This window comes from Bradyrhizobium sp. (assembly GCF_035309285.1).
In the GTDB taxonomy this organism is placed as follows: domain Bacteria; phylum Pseudomonadota; class Alphaproteobacteria; order Rhizobiales; family Xanthobacteraceae; genus Bradyrhizobium.
The window spans coordinates 57,621-83,212 of record NZ_DATGFH010000102.1; the positions used below are offsets into that span (position 1 = coordinate 57,621).

A 25,592-nucleotide genomic window follows, 5' to 3' on the forward strand; every position below is an offset into this window, starting at 1 on the left:
AATGACCCTCGGTTCCCCGCTGGTTGCCGGAACGGCCCGCGCCCGCTATAGGGCGGGGAGAGGTTTTGCCATGGCTGATATGCGTTTGATTGTTGCAGGAGCCGGCGGTCGCATGGGCCGGGCACTGACGCGCGTGATTTCCGAAACCCCCGGGGCCGTCCTGACTGGTGCCTTGGAGGCACCGGGATCGGAGCTTCTCGGCAGGGACGCCGGTGTCCTCGCTGGCCTCCCCGAGAACGGGATCAAGCTCTCGGCCGATCTCTGGGCGCTGTCGAAAGAAGCCGACGGCATCCTCGATTTCACCGTGCCGGGCGCCACGATCGCGAATGTCGCGATCGCCGCCCAGCGCGGTCTTGTTCACGTGATCGGCACGACCGGCCTCTCCCCGTCCGATGAGGCCGTGATCAGAAGCGTCACCGAGCGCGCGGTCGTGGTGAAGTCGGGCAATATGAGCCTTGGCGTCAATCTGCTGGCGGCGCTGGTCAAGCGCGTGGCGCAGTCGCTCGGAGAGACCTTCGATATCGAAATCCTGGAGATGCACCACAGGGCCAAGATCGACGCGCCATCGGGCACCGCGTTGATGTTGGGCGAGGCCGCCGCTGCGGGCCGCAAGATCGCCCTTGAACAGCGATCGGTACGCGGGCGCGACGGCGTCACCGGCGCGCGCCGTTCGGGCGATATCGGCTTCGCATCCTTGCGCGGCGGCACCTCCGCAGGCGACCACAGCGTCATCTTCGCCGGGCCTCATGAACGCGTCGTCCTCTCACATCATGCGGAGGATCGCATCCTTTTCGCGCATGGTGCGTTGAAGGCGGCGTTGTGGGCGCACGGCAAGAAACCGGGCTTTTACACGATGGCCGACGTGCTGGGGCTGAGCGACTTCTGAAATCCGCGAAATGGAATCACGATAATGAGCGATCGTCTCCTTGTGCTCGTGCGCCACGGCCAGAGCGACTGGAATCTGAAGAATCTCTTCACCGGCTGGAAGGACCCTGATCTGACCGAGCAGGGCATTGCTGAGGCGAAAGACGCCGGCCGCAAGCTGAGGGCGCAAGGGTTGAAGTTCGACATTGCCTTCACCTCGGTCTTGAAGCGCGCTCAGCATACGCTCGATCTGATTTTGTCCGAGATCGGCCAGACCGGCCTGCCGACCAGGAAGAATCTCGCGCTGAACGAGCGCGACTATGGCGACCTCTCCGGCCTCAACAAGGACGACGCGCGCAAGAAATGGGGCGAGGATCAGGTGCTGATCTGGCGCCGCTCCTATGACGTGGCGCCGCCTGGCGGCGAGAGCCTGAAGGATACATTGGCGCGTGCCTTGCCCTACTACGTCCAGGAGATACTGCCCTGCGTGCTGCGCGGCGAGCGGGTGCTCGTTGCAGCCCATGGCAATTCGCTTCGCGCGCTGATCATGGTGCTGGAGAGGCTTTCACCTGAAAGCATCCTGAAGCGCGAGCTCGCCACCGGCGTGCCGATCATCTATCGGCTCAACGACGACGCCACCGTGGAATCTAAGCTGGATCTCGCAGCATAAGTGAGACTGCGTGGGGTGGGCAAAGGCGCGCATCTCACGCAGCCTTCGCGCTGACTTGTCCGGCTTCCCAGCCGAGGATCGCCTGCTTGCGGGTGATGCCCCAGTGATAGCCGGTCAGCTTGCCGTCCTTGCCGAGCGCGCGATGGCAGGGCACCACGAACGACACCGGGTTCTTGCCGATCGCCGCTCCGACCGCGCGCGAGGCCTTCGGGCTTTTGATCGAGGTCGCGATGTCCGAGTAGGAGACCGCCTTGCCCATCGGGATCTTCAACAGCGTCTCCCACACCCGAACCTCGAAGTCGGTGCCGATCAGGACCACGCGGAGCGGCTGATCCGGTCGCCATAGCTTGGGGGTGAAGATGCGCTGCGCCAGCGGCGCCGTGGCGATATAATCCTCGATATAGGTCGCGTTCGGCCAGCGCCCCTTCATGTCGGCGAGTGCGATTTGCTCTTCACCGGGATCGGCGAAGGCCAGTCCCGCGAGCCCGCGGCTGGTTGCCATCACGATGGCCGTACCGAACGGCGAGGGGTGAAAGCCGTAATGTATCGTCATGCCGACGCCGCCATTCTTCCACTCGCCCGGTGACATCGCTTCGTGGGTGACGAACAGATCGTGCAGCCGTCCCGGACCCGAGAGACCGGAGTCGAGTGCGGCATCGAGCACGCTGGCCGACCCCCGCAGCAAGCCCTTCGCGTGGTCGAGGGTGAGTGCCTGCATGAAGGCCTTGGGTGTCAGGCCGGCCCAGCGGCGGAACAGGTGGTGCAGCTCGTCGGGCGTTGCACCGGCGGCGTCTGCCACGGCTTCGATGGTCGGCTGCGTCCGCCAGTGCTCGGAGATGAAGGCGATCGCGCGGCGAACGGAATCATAGTCGCGCAGCGCGGCGGCCTGGGTGCCTGGTTTGGCCAGGCGCAAATCATGTATGGCGAGTGTCATCATGGTGTCTGATGTAGGTCGCCGGCCCATTTCAAACCACCCGATTCCCGACAAGCCCTAGCTTAAGGGTTATAAGTCACGCCGCGCCGGGCGGCGGCGAGCCCTGCCTTCAAGGCATTGGAAAAGCTGGCTTTTTCATCCGGACTCAAGAAGCTGCCGACCGCCATCCGGTGCCCGCGGGACACCAGATAGAGGTGCTCGATGCCGAACTCCTCATGGGTGACCTGGTCGACCCGCACCCAGAGCGGATTGAGCACCCATTCGGCGATATGGCCGCGATGGCTGATCCGCCGCAGGCGGAGTTCGCTCGGCGTCACCGAAATTTCTTCACGGGCCTTGGCACGACGAAAATTGATCTTGAAGGCCCAGTAGATTGCGAGCACGTCGAGGCCGAAAAAGCCGAACACAGGCCAGGCCCCCATCAGCAGGAACGCCGCGCCGGCTGCAAAGCTGATCACGCTGAGGAACGCCATTACCAGCAGGAAACCAGAGCGGTTGAGCGAGCGGTGCGGTGTGAGCAGCGCCGAGAACAGCACCGGGTCGGGCCCGTCGGGATCAAAATCGTTGCCTGCGGTCATGGCGTATCAGTATATCCCCTCCATGGCCAAAATCATCCGCCTCCAACGCACCAAACAGGCTTCCGTTCGATCGTTGCCGAAGCAGGCGGCAAAGGCCAAGTCGGCACATGCCGCTCCGAGAAAGGCCCAAAAGGCCAAGAAACCCAAGGCCACCAAAGCCAGGACCATCAAAGCCAGGACCACGAGAGCCAAAACCGCCAAACCCTGGACTCCGGTGGAAGTCCGCGAGGCTTTTGAGCGCTTCCGCAAAGCCAATCCCGATCCCAGGGGTGAGCTGGAGCACCTCAATCCGTTCACGCTTTTGGTTGCCGTCGTGTTGTCGGCGCAAGCGACCGACGCCGGCGTCAACCGCGCAACGCGCGAATTGTTCAAGGTTGCCGATACCCCGCAGAAGATGCTCGAACTCGGCGAAGGGCGGTTGCGCGACTACATCAGGACCATCGGCCTCTACCGAACCAAGGCGAAGAACGTGATCGCGCTGTCGCGGATGCTGCTCGCCGATTTCGGCGGCGAGGTGCCCCGCACGCGCGCCGAGATCGAATCATTGCCGGGCGCGGGCCGCAAGACCGCCAATGTCGTGCTCAACATGGCCTATGGCGAGCATACCATGGCAGTAGACACGCACGTCTTCCGCGTCGGCAATCGCACCGGGCTTGCGCCCGGCAAGACGCCGCTCGAGGTCGAGCTTGGATTGGAGAAAATCATTCCTTCCGAGTTCATGCTGCACGCCCATCACTGGCTTATCCTGCACGGCCGCTACACCTGCCTCGCGCGCAAGCCGCGCTGCGAGGTATGCCTGATCAACGATCTTTGCCGCTGGCCCGAAAAGACGGTCTGAGAATGCGGTGCGGACGTGCGCTGGCAACCGCAGCGTTACGTGTTCGCTAAACATTGAGGATGCCATCAACTTAGTGTGAAGAGGCGGTTCGGAACGTCGCCGAAATAATCGCCTTTTTGTGCGGTTCTTGACCTTTGGGGTAACAGAGGCAGGGACAGCCAGATGAAGCAGACGGCCGCGCTCGTTTCACTGGCGACCTCGGTCCCGCCCCATCAATTTCACCAGAATCAGATACTTGCGGCCGCGCGTGGCGTGATGGCGGATCGCTATCCGGAGTTCGAAACGCTTGCGAGCCTGTTCGCGCACACCGGCATTCGCCATCGCTACGGCGTCATGCCGATCGAATGGTATCTCGAGCGGCGCGGCTGGCCCGAGCGCACGAAAGCCTTTCTGGAAGGCGCTGAAAAGCTGTTTGTCGATGCCGCGCGGAAAGCGCTGGCGCGGGCCGATACTGCTGCCAGCGACATCGATACCGTCGTCACGGTCTGCTCGACCGGCATTGCAACGCCAACCCTGGAAGCGCGCGTCGCGGCTCTGATGGGATTTCGCAGTGACGTCTCCCGTGTACCGGTGTTCGGCCTCGGATGCGCGGGCGGCGTGTCGGGGCTTGCGATCGCGGCGCGGCTGGCGCAATCGCGACCCGGAACCAACGTACTGCTGGTCGCGCTCGAGCTTTGCACGCTCGCGGTCCGGCATGATCAATTGACCAAGGCCAATATCGTCGCCGCGAGCCTGTTCGGCGATGGCGCTGCTGCCGTGGTGCTCCGCGCTGGCGACGGCGGGATGACGCGGGTCGAAGCATCCGGCGAAAAGCTCTGGCCGGCAACGCTCGGTATCATGGGCTGGAGCGTCGATCCCGAAGGCTTTGGGGTGATCTTTCAGCGGACGATTCCCGATTTCGTGCAGGAGCACATGGGAGACGCCGTCGCCGAGATGGTCGCCAAGATGGAGTTCTCGCTCGCCGAGATCGACCGCTTCATCTGTCATCCCGGCGGCGCCAAGGTCATCGTGGCGCTGGAGCGCGCGCTCTCGCTGCAGCAGGGCGCGCTCGATCATGAGCGTGACGTCATCGCCGACTACGGCAACATGTCGGCGCCGACCGTGCTGTTCGTGCTGGAACGCGCGCTGGCCCAAGGCATGCCGCCGCGCTCGCTTCTGACCGCACTCGGACCGGGCTTTACCGCAAGCTGTGTCGCCTTGCGGCACGCGGCATGAGCCTCGCCTCGACCATCCTCGCGCTGGTGACGCTGCAGCGGCTGGGCGAGCTCATGCTGGCGCACCACAATACGAAAAGGCTGCTGGCGCGCGGCGCATTCGAGATTGATGCAGCGCATTACCCGTTGATCGTCGCGGTTCACGCGGCCTGGCTGATCGTTTTGTGGGTCTATGGACGAGATCAGGAAGTGAATTTGGTCTTGTTGACCGGGTTCGTCGCGCTGCAGGGTGTTCGCGTGTGGGTTCTCGCGACCCTCGGATTGCGCTGGACCACGCGCATCATGGTGCTGCCGGGTGAAACGCTGATCACTGCCGGTCCCTATCGCTATCTCGCCCACCCGAACTACGCCGTGGTCGTCGGGGAAATTGCACTGCTCCCGCTGGCGCTGCACCTGCCGGCGGTGGCGCTGGTGTTCACGATCCTGAATGGAGCGGTGCTGTTCATCCGCATCCGCGCCGAAAGCCGCGCCCTCCACGAATTAAGTCGCGCGCCGTCATGAACGCGCTGCAGGAGACAGGCGTGCCGGCGCCCGATGCCTCGATATGGTCCGGCTTCCTCCTGATGTGTCTTGGCATGTTCATGGCGATCCTGGATATCCAGGTGGTCGCGACGTCGCTGCCTTCGATCCAGGACGCGCTCGGCATTTCCCGCGACGCGATGAGCTGGATCCAGACTGCCTATCTGATCGCCGAAGTGATCGCCATTCCCTTGACCGGGCTGTTGACGCGCACGTTCAGCCTGCGTTGGCTGTTCGTGGCCGCGGTCGCGCTGTTCACGCTTGCCTCGATCGGCTGCGCCCTCAGTACAGATTTCGCGATACTGCTCGTCTTCCGCATCGTGCAGGGATTTTCCGGCGGTGCGCTGATCCCCGCCGTATTCTCGGCGGTGTTCATGTTGTTTCCACCAAGGCTGCATGCGGTCGCCACCACGATCGGCGGCGTAGTCGCGGTGCTGGCGCCGACGATTGGGCCCATCGTCGGTGGCTTCATCACCGCGACCTGGTCGTGGCCCTGGCTGTTCCTGATCAATGTCGTTCCCGGCCTCATCGCAGCTACGGTGACGCCATTTCTGTTGCCGCGCCATAAACCCTTTCTCGGTGAGCTGCGACAGCTCGATGTTGTTTCGCTGATCCTGATGGCGGCTGCGTTGGCGAGCCTCGAGATCGGCCTGAAGCAGGCACCGCAACGCGGCTGGCTTTCCACATCCTGTGCTGGCCTGCTGCTCGCGAGCGCCGTCGGTCTCGCCCTGTTCCTGTGGCGGACCTCGCGCGCGGCGCATCCGGTGCTGCGGCTCGTTGCGCTAAGACGGCGCTCGTTCGCGCTCGGATGTGCCTTGAGCTTCTGTCTTGGCGTCGGGCTCTACGGCTCGGTCTATCTGATGCCGGTGTTCCTGGCGTTTGTGCGCCGCCACGACGCCTTCGAGATCGGCACGGTCATGCTGGTCACCGGCGTGGCACAGCTCATCGCCGCGCCAGTTGCCGCCGTGCTGGAGAGCCGCATCGGCGCGCGGCGGCTGACGGCGGCGGGTTTCGCCCTGTTCGCGCTCGGCCTCGCCTTGAGTTATCTCCAGCCACGCACCGCCGATTTCAACGAGATGTTCTGGCCGCAGGTCCTGCGCGGGGTTGCAATCATGTTCTGCCTGTTGCCACCGACCCGCATCGCGCTTGGCGATCTGCCGGAAATCGAAGTCGCCGATGCCAGCGGCCTCTTCAACCTGATGCGCAACCTCGGTGGTGCTATCGGGATTGCGCTGATCGACACCGTCATTTACGGCCGCGTCGTCACCTATGCCGAGAATTTCCGCGAGCGCCTGCTGGCCGGAGACGTGACCGCGGCGAAGGTGATCGGGCTCGACCCGTCGCTGCTGCTCAAACGCGCGGCTGGCCCGCCAACCGACGCCGAAATCGCTTACGTGCGGCCATTGGTCGAGAAGGCGGCGCTTGCGCTCTGCATCAACGAGGCCTGGCTGTTACTCGCCGGTTTTGCGATGATAGGTCTGTTGCTGGTGCCGTTCGCGCGCGACGCCAGATGACGCTAGATTGATCGCGCGCTCCTTGGCCTTGTCGGCTCGATCAGTTCGCGCCGCGGCCCGGAGAGGCGCTTGTGCATATGCACCATCAGCGCCATGCCGAACAGCGGCGTCGCCAGGTTGACGATCGGGATCGAGACAAAGGCCGCGATGATCGCGCCGGCGGTGAAGATCGTCGCCGCGTTGTCCTTGCGCATCAGCTTGGCTTCCGCCGGCGGGCGAAAGCGCATCGCGGCGAGCTCGAAATATTGCTTGCCCAATAGCCATGCGGTGGCGATGAAGAACACGAGAAAGCCCGCGCCGGCCACCAGCACGAAGGGCAGCGCGATCAGATAGACCAGAATCGTCAGCAGCGCGACCTTGATGCCCTCCACCATGGCAATGCCGAGCGGTAGCGCTACGCCGGGCGCTTCAGCCGGATAATATTCGCGCTCGACGAGATCGCCAACATCGTCGACGAAAAAGCCCGCAATCAGCGAGCTGATCGCCGGCATCAGGAAAATGCCGCCAAGCACGACGCCAAGCCCCGCCGCGATCGAAACCACCCACGCGAGCAGGTTGATCGGCGTGTGATAGGTGGGCCCGAGCATCCCCTCCGCCCAGCCTTCGCCATAGGTCGCAAACCAGCTCAACAGCCGCTGCAGGCCGATCGCGAGCACGATGATCAGCACCAGCGCAAGACCGATCGAACGCCACAGGATCGAGCGCATCGGCGGCGACAGGATTTGCGATAGCGCCTTGGCGGCGGCGTCAAGCATAGCGGGTGACCTTCTCGAATTTGCAATCGGGAGGTAGGCACACGCGCGCTCTTAGGCAAGAGCGGCAAACCGGGCCGGCTTGCCAGCGCTTTGGAACGCTACGAGTCGAGCGGCTTGCCGCGCACGCTCGGCCCGAAGGTGGCGAGTGTCACGATCACCACGACCATGGCGATCGTGATCAGGCCGAACACTCCGCCGACACCGGCCTGTTTCAACATGTAGGCCACGATGAAGCCGGAGAACATCGCGCTGAGGCGGCTCATCGAATAGACGAGCCCGGCCGCGCGCGCACGCACTGCGGTCGGGAACACTTCGGTCTGGTAGGCGTGATAGGCATAAGACATGACCGTGTTGGCCGCCGTCAACAGCACGCCGCAAACGATCAATAGTGCCGGCGCCGCGAGCTGCGAGAAAGCAATGCCGAAGATGATGATCGCGAGGCAGGCGCCACTGATGATCCATTTGCGCTCGAAACGGTCGGCGAAGCTTGCGGCGATGAAGGGCGCAATCGGATAGGCAAAGGCGACGATGAAGGCATATTCCAGGCTCTTGGTGACGGTGATGCCTTTCTGGACAAGAAGCGTCGGCACCCAATTGGCGAAGCCGTAGAAGCCAAAGGCCTGGCAGAGGTTGAAGATCATGAACATCACGACCAGCGAGACATAGGGCGGCTTGAACAGGTCGCCGAAACTCACCATCGGCATCGCCGCCGAGGCGCGGCCCTCCGCCATGGTCGTAGGTTGCGCGCTCGCCCCGGTCGCAGCCTCGAGCGTGCGCAAAACGGCGAGCGCCTCGGCACCCCGGCCGTGACGTGCAAGCCAGAGCGGGCTTTCCGGCACCATGAGCCGCAGGATCCAGATCACCATGCTCGCCGCAGCGCCGATCAGCACCACCCAGCGCCAGCCATCGAGGCCCATGGGCGAGAGCGGCACCAGCCACCAGGCGAGGAACGCCACGACCGGCACCGCCACGAACATCACGGCCTGGTTGACAGCAAAGGCGCGGCCGCGCATCCAGCTTGGCACCAGCTCGGTGATATAGGCGTCGATGGTGATGATCTCGACGCCGATGCCGATTCCGGCAAGGAAGCGCCACAACAGCACGCCGCCCGACGTGGTCTGGAACGCCATGATCGCCGACGCCGCGCTGTAGCCGAGCAAGGCCCAGGTGAAGATCGAGCGGCGGCCGAACCGGTCGGCGAGAAAGCCGAGGAAGAACGTGCCGACGAACAAGCCGGCAAAGGTCGCCGCGACAAAAGCGCCGATACCGGAGAAGCCGAAGAACGCCTCCGTCGTGGTGGTCAGGAGTTTGCCGCGGCCAAGGCCCGGCGCGATATAGCCCGTCAGGAACAAGTCGTACATCTCAAAGCAGCCGCCGAGCGACAGCAGGATCACGAGCCGCCAGAGATAGGAGGACGCCGGCAGGCTTTCGAGCCGCCGCGAGATTTCGGTCGGGCCGGCGGATGCGGCCGCGAAATCGGTTCCGGCGTCGATACTGACGGAGCTCATGATGGTCCTCCCCTTTTGACGATGTTCGCGCCGCCCCTTTTTCCACGGGCTTTGGCGCGGGCGTCATGTTGGCGTCCGCGAGCCAGAAATCCAGACGAACATATCGATGGGAGCGATCGAGAAAATCGATAGCTCTAAATGAGTAACTTTGCCTGCCAGGCGCCCCGTCTGACCTGCTCGGCGATCAGCGCCAGCATCAGCCGGCGCATCTCCTCCATCACATAGGTCATCGGGCGGTTGCGCAGGCGGCAAAGATAGAGCGTGCGCGTCAGCTTCGGCTCGATCACCTCGCGCGCGATCAGCGTACCGGCCTGAAGCTGCTCCTTGACGAAGAGCTGGGTGGCGATGGCGCAGCCGAATCCCGCCAGCAGCGCCCCGGTCATGCCGGAAATCGAGTTGAGATGCAGGATGGCGTTGGCCTCGAGCCGCTTCAGCAGCACGGGATCGTCGAGCAGCGCGCGCGAGGACAGCCCGTGCAGCAGCAGGATCATCGGCAGTCGGGTCAGCTCCTCGAAGGTGATCGGCTTCTTGCTCTTGCCGATGAGCTTGGCCGTGCCGACGCAGAACATCTGCTCCTCCAGCACCGGCTCGGCGATCAGGTCCTTTTCCGATGGCGGATTATAGACCAGCGCGAGATCGACCTCGGACGCCATCAGATGCATCAGCGTCGGGCCCGACAGGCTCTCGGTCAGCGAGAGCCTGAGATTGGGATAATCAGCGAGCACGGTCTTCATCAGGGGAACGCCGATCGCTTTCACGCCCGAATTGGCCATGCCAATCGAGACGTCGCCGGCGATGACGCCCGAGCCTTCGCGGATTTCCCGCTCCGCCGCCGCCATCGCGCGCAGGATGATGCGCGCATGCTCATAGAGGCGCTCGCCGGCCGCAGTCGGCTCCATGCCGCGCGGCTTGCGGTCGAACAGCGGCGTTGCGAACTCGGCTTCGAGGTTCGATATGTGATGGCTGAGCGCGGACTGTGCGACATTGGCCTGATCGGCCGCCCGCGACAGGTTGCGTTGCTCGTAAACGGTGATGAAATAGCGAAGTTGGCGCGAATCCATCGGTTTTGCGTTCTGGAATGGCGAAGGCACTCTTCGCTAGATTATATTTTTCAGATGACTCGGGAAAGCCTAGGGTTGTCCTAAGAAACAGGAGACGATCGATGACCGGAACCGCACTGCCGCTGGAGGGCGTAAGGGTCATCGAGATGACCCACATGGTGATGGGCCCGACCTGCGGCATGATCCTGGCGCAGTTAGGGGCCGAGGTCATTAAGATCGAGCCGCCCGCGGGCGACAAGACGCGTACCCTCGGCGGCATGGGAACTGCGTTCTTTCCGCTGTTCAACCGCGGCAAGCGCAGCGTCGTGCTCGATCTTGCTGACGCGGAAGACCGCGAGACCCTGCATCGCCTGCTCGAAACCGCCGACGTATTTCTGGAGAATTTCCGCGACGGACAGCTGGAGCGGCAGGGTCTGGGCGCGGCGCAGCTTCGCGAGAAATATCCGCATCTGATCGTCGCCGGCCACAAGGGCTTCCTGTCCGGACCCTACGAGCATCGCCCTGCCCTCGACGAGGTCGTGCAGATGATGTCCGGCCTCGCCGCCATGACCGGCACCAAGGACAAGCCGCAGCGCGTCGGCTCCTCCGCTAATGACATCATGGGCGGCATGTTCGGCGTGATCTCGATCCTGGCCGCGCTCTACCAGAAGCGCGCAGGTCGTGCCTCCGGCGCCGATATCCGCATCGGCCTGTTCGAGAACTGCCTGTTCCTCGTCGCCCAGCACATGGTCGAATACGAGATGACCGGCAACAAGCCGCGCTCGATGCCGGAGCGCGAGCACGCCTGGCCGATCTACGACATCTTCGATGCCGCCGACGGCCAGCGCATCTTCATCGGCGTCGTCACCGAGGGCCATTGGCGGAGCTTCTGCAAGGAGTTCGGCATGCAGGAATTCCTGGATGACCCGAACCTGCGCACGACGACGGATCGCATTCTGGCGCGCGCTCGAATTATTCCCTGCGTGGCCGAGATCATCAAGGACTGGGACGTCGCAAGGCTGTCGGAGAAGCTCGACGCGCTCAACATCTGCTTCTCTCCGATCAACCGGCCCGAAGATCTCTTCACCGATCCGCACGTGTTGCGGCCGGGCGGCCTCGTCCAGAATTTCAATGTCGATGGCGCGCCATTCCGGGTTCCGGCGTTGCCGATCGAATGGAACGGCGCCAATATCGGCGAAGGGTTGAAAGTGGCGCCGCTCGGCGCCGACACCGCGGCCGTCCGAGCCGAACTCGCGAGCAAAGAAACCGAAGAAGACATGAGGAAACGCGCATGACCGACGTTCAGAAAATCTATCCCGATGGCCGCGTCACCCTGCGCGAAGTCGGCTTGCGAGACGGCCTGCAGCTCGTCAAGACCGTCCCGTCAACACAGGCCAAGCAGCGCTGGCTCCGCGACGAATACGCCGCAGGCGTGCGCTGTTTCGAAGTCGGCTCCTTTCTGCCTGCCAAGACCTTTCCGCAATTCGTCGATGTCCGCGACATCGTCGCGACCGCCGCCGCTCTCCCCGGGGCGCACGGCATTGCGCTCACGCTGAACGAGCGCGGCGTCAATGAAGCGCTTGCCTCTGGCGTTCCCGAAATCGCCTCCGTGGTTTCGGCGACGGAAGAGCACAGCCAGGCCAATGCCCACCGCTCGCGTGACTCCGCGATCGCTAATGTCAAGCGCATGTGTGAGCTGCGCGACGCCAGTGCGCACAAGCCGATCGTGCATGCCGCGATCTCGATGGCGCTTGGCTGCTCGATCGCGGGTGCCGTCGACCCGAACGAAGTGATTCGGCTGGTCGAAAAGTGTCTTGAGGCTGGTGTCGATGCGGTCGGCATCGCCGATACCGTGGGCTATGCCGGGCCGAAGGCGGTCGGCGATCTGACCAAAGCCGCGGTGAAGATCGCCGGCAAGACGCCAATCTGCGTGCATCTGCACGATACCCGCGGCATGGGGATCGCGAACGCCGCTGCCGCGCTCGACGAAGGCGCGCGCATCCTCGACGGCTCGCTCGGCGGCCTCGGCGGCTGTCCGTTCGCGCCGGGCGCCACCGGCAACGTCGTGTTCGAGGACCTGGTCTTCCTGTGCGAGAGCAAGGGATTTGCCACCGGCATCGACATCGAGAAGCTGGTTGCGGTGCGCTCGATCCTGCGCTCGGAGATGCCGAACGAACCGCTTTACGGCGGGCTCGCCCGGGCCGGCCTGCCCTGCGCGACTGCGGCGAAGGCGGCCTGACTACAATCGCGTCGCGCGCAGGCGCAGCGCGTTGCCCACCACGCTCACCGACGACAGCGCCATCGCGGCTGCTGCGATGATCGGCGACAACAGGATGCCGAAGGCGGGATAGAGGATGCCCGCCGCGATCGGAATCCCGGCAGAGTTGTAGATGAAGGCGAAGAACAGGTTTTGCCGGATGTTCCTCATCGCCGCCAGCGACAGTTTGCGAGCGCGCACGATGCCGGTGAGATCGCCCTTCAACAGGGTCACGCCGGCGCTTTCCATCGCGACGTCGGTGCCCGTGCCCATGGCGATGCCGACATCGGCCGCGGCGAGCGCCGGCGCGTCGTTGACACCGTCGCCGGCCATCGCAACGATGCGGCCCGCGTTGCGCAATTTCGCAACAACCGCGCTTTTCTGATCCGGCAGCACTTCGGCTTCGACCTCGGAAATCCCGAGCCTCTTCGCGACGGCGGTTGCGGTCGTCCGGTTATCGCCGGTCAGCATGATCACGTTGACGCCTTCCTCTGCGAGCGCCTTCAGCGCTTCCGGCGTCGAAGCCTTGACGGGATCGGCGATCGCAAACAGCCCCGCGAGCTTCCCATCGATCGCCATGTTGATCACGGTCGCGCCGTCGCCGCGCAGGCGCTCAGCGTCAGCGGCGAGTGGCGCGGCGTCGATGCCGATCGACGACAGATAGTTAGCGTTGCCGAGCGCGATGGATTTGCCGTTCACCTCGCCGGTTGCGCCCTTGCCTGAGGGTGAATCAAACCCCTCGACAGCACCTAGCTCAAGCTCGCGCTGCCTCGCTGCGCGCACGATCGCATCCGCCAGCGGATGTTCGCTTGACCGCTCGACGCTCGCGGCAAGTCTCAGGATTTCGTTCTGCTGGAAGCCGGCCGCTGGAACAATCGCCGTCACGCTCGGCTTGCCCTCGGTCAGCGTGCCGGTTTTGTCGACGACCAGCGTGTCGACCTTCTCCATGCGCTCCAGCGCTTCTGCATTCTTGATCAGTACGCCGGCCCGAGCGCCGCGGCCGACGCCAACCATAATCGACATCGGTGTGGCAAGGCCGAGCGCGCAGGGGCAGGCGATGATGAGCACGCTGACGGCGGCAACCAGACCAAAGGCAAGCCGCGGCTCCGGACCAAACGTTGCCCAGGCTGTGAAAGCCGCGATCGCCGCAACAATCACCGCAGGCACGAACCAGCCCGCGACCTGATCGGCGAGCCGTTGGATCGGCGCGCGCGAACGCTGCGCATCCGCGACCATCTGCACGATCTGAGCCAACAACGTCTCGCGCCCGACCTTGTCCGCGCGCATCACAAAGCTGCCGGATTGGTTGAGCGTGCCTGCGATGACGCGCGCGCCGGCCTCCTTGGTGACCGGCATGGACTCGCCCGTCACCAGCGATTCATCGAGCGCGGAGCGGCCCTCCAGAATGACGCCGTCGACCGGTACCTTATCGCCCGGTCGCACACGCAGGCGATCGCCGGTTTTCAGGGTGTCGATCTCGACCTCATGGTCCGCTCCATCGTCACCCACGCGGCGCGCGGTCTTCGGCGCGAGCTTCAGCAGCGCCTTGATCGCGCCCGACGTTGCCTCGCGCGCGCGCAGCTCCAGCACCTGGCCGAGCAGCACCAGCACGGTGATGACGGCGGCCGCTTCGAAATAGACGGCAACCGCGCCATCATGGCCGCGGAAGGTCGCCGGAAAAGCTGGCGGGACCAATGTGCCGATCAGACTGTAGACGTAGGCGACGCCCGTGCCCATCGCGATCAGCGTGAACATGTTGAGGTTGCGCGTGACGAGCGATTGCCAGCCGCGCACGAAGAACGGCCAACCCGCCCACAGCACGACCGGCGTTGCAAACACGAGCTGGATCCAGTTCGACAGCGTTTGACCGATCAGGCCATGACCGCCCGTGAGGTGGCCGCCCATTTCCAGGACGACCGGCGGCACCGAGAGCGCTGCACCGATCCAGAAGCGGCGGGTCATGTCGGCGAGTTCGGGATTGGGCGCGGCGTCGAGGCTCACGACATCCGGTTCCAGCGCCATGCCGCAGATCGGACAGCTTCCCGGCCCGACCTGACGAATCTCGGGATGCATCGGGCAGGTGTAGATCGTGCCCTCGGGCACGGGCTGCTTCGGCGCGTCGGCGCTTGATTTGTCGATATATTTCGAGGGATCGGCCTCGAACTTGGTTCGGCAGCCGTTGGAACAGAAGTGGTAGGTCGTGCCGTTGTACTCGAAACGGTGCCTGGAAGTCTCGGGGTTGACGCTCATGCCGCAGACCGGATCGCGGGCGGTCTTCGCAGGGTCGGCGTGGTGGTGATGATGGTCGTCGCCGGCATGGCCGCCGTGACTACATGACTTTTCCGCGCTCGCTGGCGCCTGTGCGGTCTTGCTCATTCCAATGTTCCGGCTCTTGAAACCTATACCCTGTAGGGGTATTTAAGAGGCATGCGCAAGGACATCAAGGCATCCCTTCAGAAACGCCTCGGCCGGATCGAGGGCCAGGTGCGCGGCCTCTCGAAGATGGTCGAGGAGGACCGCTATTGCATCGACATCGTGACGCAGATATCGGCGGTGCGCGCCGCGCTTCGCCGCGTCGAGGAGGAGGTGTTGAGAGATCACGTCGCCCATTGCGTGGAGCACGCGATCACGAGCGGAAACAAGGCCGACCAGCGCGAGAAGATCGCGGAATTGATGGATGTGATCAGCCGCTCGGACCGCTAGCCTTTCGTCATTGCGATCCAACGGGTCGCGCGAATGCGCGACCGATGACAGGCTCCGCGAAGCAATCCAGACCACTTCTGCGCAAACAGTCTGGATTGCTTCGTGCTTCGCTTCTCGCAATGACGAGGTGATGTGGCTTAGGCCACCTTCTCGGGCTCGCGCCGTTTGCCTCGCCGCTCAGGCAGGCGGGCCGGCACATATTCGATGCGCAGTAAATGCTCCTCGACCGTGCAGCGCTCGATCAGTGTTGCGACCTCGCTGGCCTCCGTCACTTCTTCAAGTGAAACCGGCGCTTCTTGGTCAATCTCTTCAGGAACAAGCGGCGGCGCGTCGATTTCTTCTTGAAACACACCGAATTCGCCCGCCACCTCCTCGAGCGGCTTCTGCTTGTCGGCCCAATGCAAGGAGGTGTAATCGAAGCCGTGCACGATGGTCGGCTTGACGATTTCGAAATAGGGCGAGATGTCGAAATCGCGCGGCATGTAAAGCGAGGAATCGCGGATGTGCAGGATCTCGCGCCGCGCCGTCCGGCTGCCCGCCCGCGTGATCTTGGGCAGGATCGGGTAGCGCACGGCCTCGAAGGCCTGCGCGATCAGCGCCGAGCAGATCATCTTGGTGGGATCGCCGGAGCCGAGCGCGATCATGCGCCGCCGCCAGCGCTGCGGAATCGGCAGCGGGATCAGGAAGCGCATCAGATCGAGGATGTTCTTGGTGTCGTAACCGAAACCGATCCGGTTGATGGCGTAGCGGCACACCGAGGTGCGGTCCTCATAGGACAGGCCGACGGGCCGGCAGACGCGCGTATGATAGGTGACATATTTGGACAGCGGCGCCGAGATCACGCCGTCGCCGACATAGGCCTCGATCAGGACATGCGGCTCGCCGTCCTCCTCGCGCGCGCCGTCGATCGGACCGACATAAAGCGCAGCATGCGACCAGGTCGACTGGGTGAGATATTTGATGATGCCGGAGATGCGGTTGTTGCCCTCGACGAGCAGGACGTCGCCAGGCTGGATGATGCTGCGCAGATATTCCGGGTCGCTCGGCGTGAACGGCTCGTAGCCCGGCACCTCCTTCTGGAGGTAACCGGCCATAAGTTTGCCGACCCAATCGAGCATGACGCCCATGATGCACTTCCCCCGGCGGCCTTTGCCGGCCGCTTTTTCCTTTTCTTAGCATGCATGATAGCCGTTGCAATTTGGTTCATGCATGGCCGGCATCAATCATGATTGATTCACCATGGCGGTTGCCGCGCGTAGCCGAATACGGCAAGTTCGCCACTCGTTCGCCGTTTTTTCAAGCCCCGGAAACCATGACATGACAATGACGCGACGCAGCTTCCTCTCGGCGTCGGCGGCGTTTGCGGTGACCCCGGTGCTTTACGGGCGTGCCTGCGGCGCACCCCTGGCGCGCGAGACCGACATTGTCGTCATTGGTGCAGGTGCTGCCGGCATTGCCGCGGCGCGGCGAATCCAGGCCGCCAATCGCAAGGTGATCGTGGTCGAGGCGGCGAGCCAGGTCGGTGGCCGCTGCATCACCGACAGCACGAGCTTCGCGGTGCCGTTCGACCGCGGGGCGCGCTGGATGCACAATCCGGATACCAACCCGATTATCAAGCTCGCGCGTTCCGCCGGTCTCGAGATCGTTGCTGCGCCATCGGGGCAGAAAATCCGCATCGGTCGCCGCAACGCCCGCGCTGGCGAGACCGAGGACTTCCTGGCGACGCTGGTGAAGGCGAACCGCGCCATCGATGATGCTTCGCGCAAATCCGACATCTCCTGTGCCGCCGCATTGCCGCAAGAGCTGGGGGATTGGAGCGGCACTATCGACTTCGTGCTCGGTGCCAGCTTTGCCGGCAAGGACCTGAAGGACCTCTCCGTCGTCGACAAGGTGCGCGCCGGCGACCGCAACGCCGTCCTCGCCTGCCGCCAAGGCATGGGGACGCTGATCGCAAAGCTCGGAGCGCAGTTGCCAGTCTCGCTGTCGACGCCGGCGAGTCGCATCTCCTGGGGCAGCCGCGACGTCACCGTGGAGACACCGTCCGGCAAGATCGCCGCGCGCGCCGCGATCCTCACGGTGTCCAGCAATGTGCTGACTTCGGGCAACATCAAATTCACGCCGGACATTCCCAAGCGCGCGCTCGATGCGGCTTCCAGGGTGAGCCTGGGCAGCTACGATCACATCGCGCTGCAGATGCGCGGCAACCCGCTGGGGCTGGCGCACGACGACATCATCATCGAGCAGAGCGCCTCCAACCATACGGGCTTGCTGCTCGCCAATTTGGGCGGCTCGTCGCTGTGCTCGATCGATGTCGGAGGCTCGTTCGGCCGCGATCTGTCGGCGCAAGGCGAGGCCGCGATGGTGGCCTTCGCGAAGGAGTGGCTGGGAAAGTTGTTCGGCAGCGATGCGGCGGCCGCCGTGAAGAAGTCGAGCGCGACGCGCTGGAACGCCTCGCCCTACGTGCTGGGCGCGATGTCGGCGGCAGCGCCCGGCGGCGAGGGCTCGCGCAAGATCCTGACCGAGCCGATCGGCGCCATGTTCCTCGCCGGCGAGGCCACGCACGAAACGCTGTGGGGCACCGTCGATGGCGCCTGGGAAAGCGGAGAGCGCGCCGCCGCCGCCGCGCTGCGCCGGATCGGCGCGATCAAGGAAACTGAACCCACGGCGGCGATCCCGGCGCACCGGGCGCCGCGACGGCGCCGCGCGCCGCCGGCGCGAAGCGCACCGCCATTTTATCAGCGCCGGTATTAGCGCAGGACGCCGTCGAGCGCAGGCAGTCCGAGGATCACGGCAAGCGCAATCAGCGCGTAGCAGATGCCGCGAAACAGCCTCTCGCTGGCGCGGCCGAACAGCCGCGTGCCAAAGCGGACACTGATCGCGTAGACGGGGCCGACGATCAGCGAAAACAGGATCGCGTCCCGGTTTATCAAGCCGCTGACGGCATAGCTGACGACCGAGAAGAAATCGGAGGCGCCGAAAAACAGGATGATGTTGGCGCGCGCAACGTCGGAAGCGATCCGCCGCCCCAGCCAGTAACCGACGATCGGCGGACCTCCGGTCTGCGCGAGGCCGGAGCAAAAGCCCGACAGCGCGCCGATGCAGACCGAGAGCGCCGCATGATCCTTGCCGCGATAGCGCCAGCCCGACAGCAAGAGCAGGAGCAGCGCGGTGACGAAGCCGGAAATGATCCAGCGCGTCGTCACGGGATTGAGCCGCGTCAGGAGCCAGGTGCCGACGGGGACGCCGATCAAAGCTCCGGCGACGATGATGCTGGTGGCCTTGCGGTCGGCCTTGCGCCAGGCGTTCGGCAACAGCGGCAGCGAGCCCACGAAATCGATGATCAGGAGCAGCGTCGCGACCAGGCGCGGGGTTGCGAGGCTGCTTGCGAGCGGCATGAAAATCAGCGCCGAGCCGAAGCCGGAAAAGCCGCGCGCCGTCCCCGAAATGAAGGCGATGGCGCAGATCGCAAGTGCGGTGTTGACGCTGACGCTTGCTGGGATGAGCTCGGAGAAGCTCATGGTTCTATTGTGCGCATGATGTTGTCCGAAAACCGCTTCACACTTTTCGGCGTCATCCGCGCAGCGTGCCGCCGGTCTTCTTGGTCACCTCGGCTACGATCTTGCCGCCGACGGCATCGATCTCTTCATCGGTCATGGTCTTCTCGCGCGGCTGCAAGGTCACGGCAATCGCGATCGACTTCTTGCCGTCCTCGATGCCCTTGCCCTCGTAGACGTCGAATACCGTGACGTCGGTGATCAGCTTCTTGTCGACGCTCTGCGCGGCGCGCACGAGATCGCCGGCCCTCACCTTGCGGTCGACGATGAAGGCAAAATCGCGAGACACCGGCTGGAAGGCAGAGAGCTCCAACGGCGGCTTGGCGCGGGTCGGCCTCTGCTTGCCCGCCGGAATCCGATCGAGGATCACCTCGAACGCCGTCAGCGGGCCGTCGGCGCGGAGCGCTTCCAGTGCGCGCGGGTGCAGCTCACCGAAATAGCCGAGGACATTCTGCGGCCCGATCTGGATCGTGCCGGAACGTCCCGGGTGAAGCCAGGTTGGCCCGCCGGGCACGATCTGCAGCGCCTGCATCGGCCCGCCGGCGGCCGCGAGCACGGCGAATGCATCGGCCTTGGCGTCGAACGCGTCGGCCATGGCCGAGCCGGACCATTGCCGTCCGATCCCTTTCGAGGATGCATAGCCGCGGCGGACGCCGGCCGCGGCCATGAACTCGTCTTCCGGCCGGTCACCCTTGAAGATCTGGCCGACCTCGAACAGTGCGACGTCGGCGAAGCCACGGTCGCCATTGGCCTGCGCGGAGGCGATCAGGCCAGGCAGCAGGCTCGGCCGCATGTCAGAAAGATCGGCCGCGATCGGGTTGGCGAGTGTGAGCTCGGCCTTGCCGCCGCCGAACAATTCCGCCGCGGACCTCGCAATGAATGAGTAAGTGACCGCCTCGATCATGCCGCGCGCGGCGAGCGCGCGCCTGGCGCGGCCGGTGCGCTGCTGGATCGGCGTCAGCACCGACTTGCGGGCATCCTCGCCCCGTTCGAACGGGGTCATCGGCACCTTGTCGACCCCCACGATGCGCACGACCTCCTCGACAAGGTCGGCCTTGCCCTGAACGTCGGTGCGCCAGGACGGGATCGCGACTTTCATGATCGGGCCGTGGCCGGCCATCATGAAGCCGAGCCGGGTCAGGATGCTGCGCATCTCCGGCAGCGGCACCTCGATGCCGGCCAGCCGCTTCACCTCAGCGAGCGGAAATTCGATGATGCGGTCGTCGCCATGGGCCTTGCCGACCACGACATTCTCCGATGGCGTGCCGCCGCAGAGCTCCATCACCATGCGCGTGGCCATCTCGAGCCCCGGCACCATGAAAGCGGGATCGACGCCGCGCTCAAAGCGATAGCGTGCGTCCGAATTGATGCCGAGCTTGCGGCCGCTCTGGGCGATGTTGATCTCGTTCCACAGCGCCGATTCGATCAGCACGTCGGTGGTGTTCTCGTCGCAGCCCGAGGCCTCGCCGCCCATGATGCCGGCAAGCGATTCGACGCCGTGGTCGTCGGCGATGACGCAGATGCTGCTGTCGAGCGTATAGGTGCGGCCGTCGAGCGCGAGCAACGTCTCGCCGTCGCGGGCGCGGCGGACAGTGAGATTGCCCTTCACCTTGCTCGCGTCGAACACGTGCAGGGGACGTGCGCGATCGTATGTCATGAAGTTGGTGATATCGACCAGCGCGTTGATCGGCCGCAAGCCGATCGCGGTCAGCCGCCGCTGCAGCCATTCCGGGGACGGGCCGTTCCTGACGCCGCGCACCAGCCGCAGCGCGAAGCCCGGACACAGGCTTTCGTCCTCGACCGTGACCTTCACGGGACAAGGGAATTCGCCCTTGACCTGCTTGATGCCGGGATCCTTGAACTTGCCCATGTCGGCGGCGGAGAGATCGCGCGCGATGCCGTGCACGCCGGTGCAATCCTGCCGGTTCGGCGTCAGGTTGATCTCGAGCACGGGATCGCCGACGCCGGCCCAGTCGGCGAAGCCCTTGCCGATCGGCGCGTCCGCCGGCAGCTCCATGATCCCGTCATGGTCCTCGGAAATCTGCAGCTCGGCGGCCGAGCACAGCATGCCGCGGCTTTCGACGCCTCTGATAGTGCCGACGCCGAGCGTGATGTTCTTGCCGGGAATATACGTGCCCGGCGCCGAGAACACGCTGATGAGGCCTGCACGCGCGTTCGGCGCGCCGCAAACGACCTGCACCGGTGGAGCGCCATTGCCGGTGTCGACCATGCACACACGCAGCCGGTCGGCGTTCGGATGCTGCTCGGCCGAGATCACCCGCGCAATGGTGAACGGCGCGAGCAGTTTTGCCTTGTCCTCGATGCTCTCGACCTCGAGCCCGATCATGGTGAGCTTGTCGGCGAGCTTCTCGATCGGTTCGTCGGTATCGAGATGATCCTTCAGCCAGGACAGCGTGAATTTCACGAGCTCAGCCCTCCTGCGAGGGTGGGCACGTCGAGCGGCTTGAAGCCGTAGTGCGACAGGAAGCGCACGTCGCCTTCGAACAGCTGCCTCAAGTCCGAGATGCCGTATTTCAGCATGGCGATACGGTCGATGCCCATGCCCCAGGCAAAACCCTGGTAGACATCGGGATCGAGGCCGCAGAGGCGCAGCACGTTCGGGTGCACCATGCCGCAGCCGAGAATCTCCAGCCAGTCCTCGCCTTCGCCGAAGCGGATCTCGCCCTTGTCGCGGCGGCACTGGATGTCGACCTCGAGCGACGGCTCGGTGAACGGGAAGTACGACGGCCGGAACCGCATGTTGATGTGATCGACCTCGAAGAACGCCTTGCAGAACTCGTGCAGGATCCATTTGAGGTGGCCGAGATGCGAGCTCTTGTCGATGACGAGGCCCTCGACCTGATGGAACTGCGGCGTATGCGTCGCGTCCGAATCGATGCGATAGGTGCGGCCCGGGCAGATCACGCGAATCGGCGGCTTCTGGGCGAGCATCGTGCGCACCTGCACCGGCGAGGTGTGGGTGCGCAGCAGCATGCGCGAGCCGTCCTCCTTCGGAGGGAAGAAGAACGTGTCATGCATCTCGCGCGCGGGATGGCCGATCGGGAAATTCAGCTTGGTGAAGTTGTAGTCGTCGGTCTCGATGTCCGGGCCTTCCGCGACCGAGAAGCCCATGTCGGCGAAAATCGCCGTCAACTCGTCCCAGACCTGACTCAAGGGATGGATGCGGCCAACTTCGGCCGTCGCCTCGCGCAGCGGCAGCGTGACGTCGATGGTCTCTTTTGCCAGCCGCGCATCGAGCGCTGCGGATTTCAGCACGTCGCGCCGCTCGGTCAGCGCCTGCGTGACCTTGTCCTTGGCGAGGTTGATCGCCGCGCCCTGCGTCTTGCGCTCATCCGGCGACATCTTGCCGAGGGTGGCAAGGAGCGCCGAAATCGCGCCCTTCTTGCCGAGGGCCGCGACGCGCACGGCTTCAAGCGCGGCTTCATCGCCGGCAGCGGCGATTTCGCCAAGGATTTTTTGTTCTAACGTTGCGAGATCGGACACGGGCTCGACTCTACTTGCAAGGGACCGCTGGTTGTGACGCCCAGATCGGCACCGCCGGGAAGAGAAGATGCGAGGCCGACTTTTTTCCGGGCTCAAGACGCCGCTGGGCGGAAAGCGCCCAGCGTTGGGTGTGGCGGATGCGCGGGAGCGCTGGGCAAACTAGGCCGCGAGCGCGGCCTTGGCCTTCTCGGCGATCGCCTGGAATGCCGCCGGCTCGTGGATCGCGAGATCCGACAGCACCTTGCGGTCGACGGTCATGCCCGACTTCGACAGCCCGTCGATAAAGCGGCTGTAGGTCAGGCCGAATGGACGGACAGCGGCGTTGAGGCGCTGGATCCAGAGGGCGCGGAAGGTGCGCTTCTTGCGCTTGCGGTCGCGGAACGCGTACTGGCCGGCCTTCTCGACGGCCTGCTTGGCTGTACGGATCGTGTTCTTGCGGCGGCCATAATAGCCCTTGGCGGCCTTGTAGACTTTCTTGTGCTTGGCGTGGGCGGTCACACCGCGTTTGACGCGAGACATGACGGGTATCCTTGAAATTCTGAAGTGGTGGCGGGTCGCCGCGCGGACGCGGCTTCTGGCTTGTCGGTGACTTTGCGGACGCGATCAGTCGTTCGGCAGAAAATACTTTTTGATGTTGTCGCCGTCGGTTTTGAACAGCACGCGGGTGCCGCGGAGCTGGCGGATCTGCTTCTTGGTCCGCTTGATCATGCCGTGGCGCTTGCCGCGCTGGGCGTGCATCACTTTACCGGTGGCCGTCACCTTGAAGCGCTTTTTGGCGCCTGACTTGGTCTTCAGCTTGGGCATTTGGCTCTCCTGTTGGCCGCAGCAAACTCCGCGCCCGGAGGGCGCTTTGGCGGCTAAAATGCTCGTTAGAGCGTTGAAAGTGCTCAGGTTTTCTCAAAAAAGAAAGCCCGCACGGATATCGCCACGGCAGCCCTTGATCAGCCGGGCGATGAAGGCCGGGCTTATGACAGAGCGGAGGCGAATTGGCAATCGCCAAGCGCTGTCAAATGGATGAACCCGGGAACCGGTTAACGTGACCTATTGCTCGATTGCTCCCGAAGCTCATCCGGAACAGGAATTTGAAAAATGAAAGATTCAGCATTGATTGCCGCTTCCCCTCGCCTGCTCTCGATTTTCGCCGCTGCCGCCATCGCCGCACTGGTCGCGCCCGGCGCTGCCAACGCCAGGATGGCCGGGCGCCTTGGTGCTTATGACGGTGTCTGGAACGTGGTGTTTGCCACGACGCGTGGCACCTGCAGCTCCGGTTACAGCGTCCCGTTCAGTGTGACCGGGAGCCGGGTCACCTCCGCCGGCGGCGGCCGTGTTGCGGGCTCCGTCAATCGCGCCGGCGGCGTCGCTGTCCAGGTCAAGGTCGGCGCCTCGCATGCCTCTGGCGGCGGCCGGCTCGCCGGCAATTCCGGCGCGGGCTCCTGGCGCGGCATCATCTCCGGTGACGCCTGCAGCGGCACCTGGCAGGCCACGCGAACCTGATTCCGAAGCCATCAAAGAAACGGCCCGCCAGACCATCCGGCGGGCCGCACCGTTTCGACAATCAGTTGCGACCTAGCGCGGCGCCAGCACCATCACGACCTGGCGGCCTTCGAACTTGGCATCCTGCTCGACCTTGGCGAACTGCGCGACGTCGGCCTTGACCTTGTCGAGCAGCTTGGTGCCGATCTCCTGGTGCGCCATCTCGCGGCCGCGATAGCGCAGCGTGATCTTGACCTTGTCGCCTTCCTCGAAAAAGCGCTGCATCGCGCGCATCTTCACGTCATAATCGTGATCGTCGATCATCGGACGGAGTTTGATCTCCTTGATCTCGACCACTTTCTGCTTCTTGCGGGCTTCCGCGGCTTTTTTCTGCGCCGAATATTTATACTTCCCGTAGTCCATGATCTTGCAGACGGGAGGATTGTTGTTCGGCGAAATCTCCACCAGATCCATGCCGGCTTCGGCGGCCATCTTGATCGCTACCATGGTCTCGACAGTTCCATGGTTCTGGCCGGCCTGATCAATCAGTTGGATCTGCGCATTGCGGATATCATCATTGACGCGCGGCCCGTCTTTGGCGGCAGCGGGCGGGGCTCTATTCGGACGGCGAATGGGGTATTCTCCAATGTTGTGAACGAAGGGCGATATCTTGAAGCAATACGCGGCTACGGGCAAGCGAAGTCGCCGGCTTTGCAACAAAACCGAAAAATGCGAGGCATTTCGGCCACGGCCTGCGACATAGCCACCCATCCCTGCTTCCGCAAGGAGAGAGAATGCCTTAGGCCAATGTCGGGTTTCAATGAGGCCTGCGTTTTTCTGTCTAATGGCAAATGAAAGTGAATATCGATGACCGATTCCGTAGCCGTTGTGCCTGATCCGGCCTTTATTGAGGTTGGTGAGGCGATTGCGGCACGGCGGATCGCGGTCCGTGCCCGCAATGGCGGCACACCCGGGCTGTTCTGGCTCGGCGGCTTCAACTCGGACATGCGGGGCACCAAGGCCCTGGCGCTCGACGCCTGGGCCGCCGAGCATGGCCGCGCCTGCGTCCGCTTCGACTATTCCGGCCATGGCGAATCCGGCGGCAAATTCGTCGACGGCACGATCGGCCGCTGGCTCGAGGAGAGCGTCGCGGTGTTCGAGCGGTTCTGCCGCGGGCCACAGGTCGTGATCGGCTCGTCCATGGGCGGCTGGATAGCGCTGCTATTGGCGCGCGAAATCGCCAGGCGGCCCGGCGGCGCATCGCTCGTGGGCCTGGTGCTGATCGCCCCTGCTCCCGACTTCACCGAGGAATTGATGTGGAAGGTCTTTTCGCCCGAGATCCGCCAGGAGATCGAGCGCAACGGCGTATGGATGCGGCCCTCGCAATATGGCGATGGTTCGCCCTACCCGATCACCCGGGCGCTGATCGAGGAAGGCCGCAACCATTTGCTGCTCGGCAATTCCATCGAGGTCGGATGCCCCGTTCGTATCCTGCAGGGCGCGAAGGATCCGGATGTGCCCTGGCAGCACGCGTTCGCGCTCGCGCACCGGCTGCCTGCCGACGATGTGGTGCTGACCATGATCCAGGACGGCGATCACCGCCTGTCGCGGCCGCAGGACATCGCGCGCCTCATTGCGACGGTCGCCGAGATCGGCAAGGTGTAGGG

At 64.2% G+C, this 25,592-nt stretch carries 26 protein-coding genes; 13 read left to right on the plus strand and 13 right to left on the minus strand.

Annotation, left to right across the window (positions count from 1 at the left end; all coding sequences use genetic code 11):
- Window positions 1–70 precede the first annotated feature (70 nt).
- Both dapB and VKR55_RS20595 read left to right on the plus strand, forming a co-directional pair.
- The gene (gene dapB, locus VKR55_RS20590; RefSeq protein WP_324406176.1) at window positions 71–886 is read left to right on the plus strand and encodes a 4-hydroxy-tetrahydrodipicolinate reductase; all 816 of its coding nucleotides are present in this window, start codon (window positions 71–73) and stop codon (window positions 884–886) included.
- 24 nt (window positions 887–910) lie between these two features.
- Window positions 911–1,534 (plus strand): 2,3-bisphosphoglycerate-dependent phosphoglycerate mutase, encoded by a 624-nt coding sequence (locus VKR55_RS20595; RefSeq protein WP_324406178.1) that lies wholly within the window; start codon window positions 911–913, stop codon window positions 1,532–1,534.
- 34 nt (window positions 1,535–1,568) lie between these two features.
- On the opposite strand, the gene VKR55_RS20600 is transcribed toward VKR55_RS20595, so the two are convergent.
- Window positions 1,569–2,471 (minus strand): bifunctional helix-turn-helix domain-containing protein/methylated-DNA--[protein]-cysteine S-methyltransferase, encoded by a 903-nt coding sequence (locus VKR55_RS20600; protein WP_324406180.1) that lies wholly within the window; start codon window positions 2,469–2,471, stop codon window positions 1,569–1,571.
- A 59-nt stretch (window positions 2,472–2,530) separates the two neighbouring features.
- Window positions 2,531–3,046 (minus strand): DUF2244 domain-containing protein, encoded by a 516-nt coding sequence (locus VKR55_RS20605; protein ID WP_324406182.1) that lies wholly within the window; start codon window positions 3,044–3,046, stop codon window positions 2,531–2,533.
- A 22-nt stretch (window positions 3,047–3,068) separates the two neighbouring features.
- Between VKR55_RS20605 and nth the strand changes: the two genes are divergently transcribed.
- From nth to VKR55_RS20625, 4 genes are all read left to right on the plus strand, one after another.
- Window positions 3,069–3,884, plus strand: coding sequence for an endonuclease III (gene nth / locus VKR55_RS20610; RefSeq protein ID WP_324406183.1), 816 nt, complete (start codon window positions 3,069–3,071; stop codon window positions 3,882–3,884).
- 162 nt (window positions 3,885–4,046) lie between these two features.
- Window positions 4,047–5,099, plus strand: a complete 1,053-nt coding sequence (locus VKR55_RS20615; protein WP_324406184.1) for a type III polyketide synthase — start codon at window positions 4,047–4,049, stop codon at window positions 5,097–5,099.
- Window positions 5,096–5,599 (plus strand): isoprenylcysteine carboxyl methyltransferase family protein, encoded by a 504-nt coding sequence (locus tag VKR55_RS20620; protein ID WP_324406185.1) that lies wholly within the window; start codon window positions 5,096–5,098, stop codon window positions 5,597–5,599. The genes VKR55_RS20615 and VKR55_RS20620 overlap by 4 nt, the downstream gene beginning before the upstream one ends.
- A 62-nt stretch (window positions 5,600–5,661) precedes the next feature.
- The gene (locus tag VKR55_RS20625; protein ID WP_324406268.1) at window positions 5,662–7,131 is read left to right on the plus strand and encodes a DHA2 family efflux MFS transporter permease subunit; all 1,470 of its coding nucleotides are present in this window, start codon (window positions 5,662–5,664) and stop codon (window positions 7,129–7,131) included.
- Window positions 7,132–7,133: 2 nt separating this feature from the next.
- On the opposite strand, the gene VKR55_RS20630 is transcribed toward VKR55_RS20625, so the two are convergent.
- The 3 genes from VKR55_RS20630 to VKR55_RS20640 all read right to left on the minus strand — a co-directional run bounded on the left by VKR55_RS20630 (window position 7,134) and on the right by VKR55_RS20640 (window position 10,455).
- The gene (locus tag VKR55_RS20630; RefSeq protein ID WP_324406187.1) at window positions 7,134–7,886 is read right to left on the minus strand and encodes a sulfate transporter family protein; all 753 of its coding nucleotides are present in this window, start codon (window positions 7,884–7,886) and stop codon (window positions 7,134–7,136) included.
- A 98-nt stretch (window positions 7,887–7,984) separates the two neighbouring features.
- Window positions 7,985–9,394 (minus strand): MFS transporter, encoded by a 1,410-nt coding sequence (locus VKR55_RS20635; RefSeq protein WP_324406189.1) that lies wholly within the window; start codon window positions 9,392–9,394, stop codon window positions 7,985–7,987.
- A 134-nt stretch (window positions 9,395–9,528) separates the two neighbouring features.
- Complete coding sequence (locus tag VKR55_RS20640; RefSeq protein ID WP_324406190.1) at window positions 9,529–10,455, minus strand: LysR family transcriptional regulator; 927 nt, start codon at window positions 10,453–10,455, stop codon at window positions 9,529–9,531.
- 101 nt (window positions 10,456–10,556) lie between these two features.
- On the opposite strand from VKR55_RS20640, the gene VKR55_RS20645 reads away from it, so the two are divergent.
- Window positions 10,557–11,729 (plus strand): CaiB/BaiF CoA transferase family protein, encoded by a 1,173-nt coding sequence (locus VKR55_RS20645; protein WP_324406191.1) that lies wholly within the window; start codon window positions 10,557–10,559, stop codon window positions 11,727–11,729.
- Window positions 11,726–12,673: a beta/alpha barrel domain-containing protein gene (locus tag VKR55_RS20650; protein ID WP_324406192.1), complete on the plus strand. Its 948-nt coding sequence runs from the start codon at window positions 11,726–11,728 to the stop codon at window positions 12,671–12,673. The genes VKR55_RS20645 and VKR55_RS20650 overlap by 4 nt, the downstream gene beginning before the upstream one ends.
- Here VKR55_RS20650 and VKR55_RS20655 read toward each other — a convergent pair whose 3' ends face one another.
- Window positions 12,674–15,067, minus strand: a complete 2,394-nt coding sequence (locus tag VKR55_RS20655) for a heavy metal translocating P-type ATPase (RefSeq protein ID WP_324406194.1) — start codon at window positions 15,065–15,067, stop codon at window positions 12,674–12,676. It lies immediately after the preceding gene.
- A gap of 51 nt (window positions 15,068–15,118) precedes the next feature.
- Between VKR55_RS20655 and VKR55_RS20660 the strand changes: the two genes are divergently transcribed.
- Window positions 15,119–15,394, plus strand: coding sequence for a metal-sensitive transcriptional regulator (locus VKR55_RS20660; protein WP_324406196.1), 276 nt, complete (start codon window positions 15,119–15,121; stop codon window positions 15,392–15,394).
- A 137-nt stretch (window positions 15,395–15,531) separates the two neighbouring features.
- Here VKR55_RS20660 and VKR55_RS20665 read toward each other — a convergent pair whose 3' ends face one another.
- Entirely contained in the window at window positions 15,532–16,521 is a 990-nt protein-coding gene (locus tag VKR55_RS20665; RefSeq protein ID WP_324406198.1) for a YiiX/YebB-like N1pC/P60 family cysteine hydrolase, read from the minus strand.
- Between the two features lie 190 nt (window positions 16,522–16,711).
- Between VKR55_RS20665 and VKR55_RS20670 the strand changes: the two genes are divergently transcribed.
- Complete coding sequence (locus VKR55_RS20670; protein WP_324406200.1) at window positions 16,712–18,145, plus strand: flavin monoamine oxidase family protein; 1,434 nt, start codon at window positions 16,712–16,714, stop codon at window positions 18,143–18,145.
- Here the strand turns inward: VKR55_RS20670 and VKR55_RS20675 are convergent.
- The 5 genes from VKR55_RS20675 to rpmI form a co-directional block, all read right to left on the minus strand.
- Entirely contained in the window at window positions 18,142–18,912 is a 771-nt protein-coding gene (locus tag VKR55_RS20675; RefSeq protein WP_324406201.1) for a sulfite exporter TauE/SafE family protein, read from the minus strand. The genes VKR55_RS20670 and VKR55_RS20675 overlap by 4 nt on opposite strands.
- 52 nt (window positions 18,913–18,964) lie before the next feature.
- Window positions 18,965–21,373 carry a phenylalanine--tRNA ligase subunit beta gene (gene pheT / locus VKR55_RS20680; RefSeq protein WP_324406202.1) on the minus strand — a complete coding sequence of 803 codons (2,409 nt, stop codon included), beginning with the start codon at window positions 21,371–21,373 and terminating at the stop codon, window positions 18,965–18,967.
- On the minus strand, window positions 21,370–22,452 hold the full coding sequence (gene pheS / locus VKR55_RS20685) for a phenylalanine--tRNA ligase subunit alpha (RefSeq protein WP_324406203.1): 1,083 nt from the start codon (window positions 22,450–22,452) through the stop codon (window positions 21,370–21,372). The genes pheT and pheS overlap by 4 nt, the downstream gene beginning before the upstream one ends.
- Window positions 22,453–22,611: 159 nt before the next feature.
- Window positions 22,612–22,971 carry a 50S ribosomal protein L20 gene (gene rplT, locus VKR55_RS20690; RefSeq protein WP_324406204.1) on the minus strand — a complete coding sequence of 120 codons (360 nt, stop codon included), beginning with the start codon at window positions 22,969–22,971 and terminating at the stop codon, window positions 22,612–22,614.
- 84 nt (window positions 22,972–23,055) lie between these two features.
- Window positions 23,056–23,256 carry a 50S ribosomal protein L35 gene (gene rpmI / locus VKR55_RS20695; protein ID WP_324406206.1) on the minus strand — a complete coding sequence of 67 codons (201 nt, stop codon included), beginning with the start codon at window positions 23,254–23,256 and terminating at the stop codon, window positions 23,056–23,058.
- Window positions 23,257–23,541: 285 nt separating this feature from the next.
- On the opposite strand from rpmI, the gene VKR55_RS20700 reads away from it, so the two are divergent.
- Window positions 23,542–23,946, plus strand: coding sequence for a hypothetical protein (locus VKR55_RS20700; protein WP_324406208.1), 405 nt, complete (start codon window positions 23,542–23,544; stop codon window positions 23,944–23,946).
- Between the two features lie 72 nt (window positions 23,947–24,018).
- Here the strand turns inward: VKR55_RS20700 and infC are convergent, their stop codons facing one another.
- Complete coding sequence (gene infC, locus VKR55_RS20705; protein ID WP_324406269.1) at window positions 24,019–24,558, minus strand: translation initiation factor IF-3; 540 nt, start codon at window positions 24,556–24,558, stop codon at window positions 24,019–24,021.
- Between infC and VKR55_RS20710 the strand changes: the two genes are divergently transcribed.
- Both VKR55_RS20710 and VKR55_RS20715 read left to right on the plus strand, forming a co-directional pair.
- A complete protein-coding gene (locus VKR55_RS20710; protein ID WP_324406272.1) occupies window positions 24,448–24,780 on the plus strand; it encodes a hypothetical protein in 333 nt (110 codons plus the stop codon). The two genes, infC and VKR55_RS20710, sit on opposite strands and share 111 nt — an antisense overlap.
- Before the next feature lie 12 nt (window positions 24,781–24,792).
- The gene (locus VKR55_RS20715; RefSeq protein WP_324406210.1) at window positions 24,793–25,590 is read left to right on the plus strand and encodes an alpha/beta hydrolase; all 798 of its coding nucleotides are present in this window, start codon (window positions 24,793–24,795) and stop codon (window positions 25,588–25,590) included.
- Window positions 25,591–25,592: the final 2 nt, after the last annotated feature.

Coding starts and splice junctions, on each gene's coding strand:
- dapB (WP_324406176.1), top strand. CDS start 71: ATGGCTGATATGCGTTTGATTGTTGCAGGAGCCGGCGGTCGCATGGGC.
- VKR55_RS20595 (WP_324406178.1), top strand. CDS start 911: ATGAGCGATCGTCTCCTTGTGCTCGTGCGCCACGGCCAGAGCGACTGG.
- VKR55_RS20600 (WP_324406180.1), bottom strand. CDS start 2,471: ATGATGACACTCGCCATACATGATTTGCGCCTGGCCAAACCAGGCACC.
- VKR55_RS20605 (WP_324406182.1), bottom strand. CDS start 3,046: ATGACCGCAGGCAACGATTTTGATCCCGACGGGCCCGACCCGGTGCTG.
- nth (WP_324406183.1), top strand. CDS start 3,069: ATGGCCAAAATCATCCGCCTCCAACGCACCAAACAGGCTTCCGTTCGA.
- VKR55_RS20615 (WP_324406184.1), top strand. CDS start 4,047: ATGAAGCAGACGGCCGCGCTCGTTTCACTGGCGACCTCGGTCCCGCCC.
- VKR55_RS20620 (WP_324406185.1), top strand. CDS start 5,096: ATGAGCCTCGCCTCGACCATCCTCGCGCTGGTGACGCTGCAGCGGCTG.
- VKR55_RS20625 (WP_324406268.1), top strand. CDS start 5,662: ATGTGTCTTGGCATGTTCATGGCGATCCTGGATATCCAGGTGGTCGCG.
- VKR55_RS20630 (WP_324406187.1), bottom strand. CDS start 7,886: ATGCTTGACGCCGCCGCCAAGGCGCTATCGCAAATCCTGTCGCCGCCG.
- VKR55_RS20635 (WP_324406189.1), bottom strand. CDS start 9,394: ATGAGCTCCGTCAGTATCGACGCCGGAACCGATTTCGCGGCCGCATCC.
- VKR55_RS20640 (WP_324406190.1), bottom strand. CDS start 10,455: ATGGATTCGCGCCAACTTCGCTATTTCATCACCGTTTACGAGCAACGC.
- VKR55_RS20645 (WP_324406191.1), top strand. CDS start 10,557: ATGACCGGAACCGCACTGCCGCTGGAGGGCGTAAGGGTCATCGAGATG.
- VKR55_RS20650 (WP_324406192.1), top strand. CDS start 11,726: ATGACCGACGTTCAGAAAATCTATCCCGATGGCCGCGTCACCCTGCGC.
- VKR55_RS20655 (WP_324406194.1), bottom strand. CDS start 15,067: ATGAGCAAGACCGCACAGGCGCCAGCGAGCGCGGAAAAGTCATGTAGT.
- VKR55_RS20660 (WP_324406196.1), top strand. CDS start 15,119: ATGCGCAAGGACATCAAGGCATCCCTTCAGAAACGCCTCGGCCGGATC.
- VKR55_RS20665 (WP_324406198.1), bottom strand. CDS start 16,521: ATGGGCGTCATGCTCGATTGGGTCGGCAAACTTATGGCCGGTTACCTC.
- VKR55_RS20670 (WP_324406200.1), top strand. CDS start 16,712: ATGACAATGACGCGACGCAGCTTCCTCTCGGCGTCGGCGGCGTTTGCG.
- VKR55_RS20675 (WP_324406201.1), bottom strand. CDS start 18,912: ATGAGCTTCTCCGAGCTCATCCCAGCAAGCGTCAGCGTCAACACCGCA.
- rplT (WP_324406204.1), bottom strand. CDS start 22,971: ATGTCTCGCGTCAAACGCGGTGTGACCGCCCACGCCAAGCACAAGAAA.
- rpmI (WP_324406206.1), bottom strand. CDS start 23,256: ATGCCCAAGCTGAAGACCAAGTCAGGCGCCAAAAAGCGCTTCAAGGTG.
- VKR55_RS20700 (WP_324406208.1), top strand. CDS start 23,542: ATGAAAGATTCAGCATTGATTGCCGCTTCCCCTCGCCTGCTCTCGATT.
- VKR55_RS20710 (WP_324406272.1), top strand. CDS start 24,448: ATGGTTCTGGCCGGCCTGATCAATCAGTTGGATCTGCGCATTGCGGAT.
- VKR55_RS20715 (WP_324406210.1), top strand. CDS start 24,793: ATGACCGATTCCGTAGCCGTTGTGCCTGATCCGGCCTTTATTGAGGTT.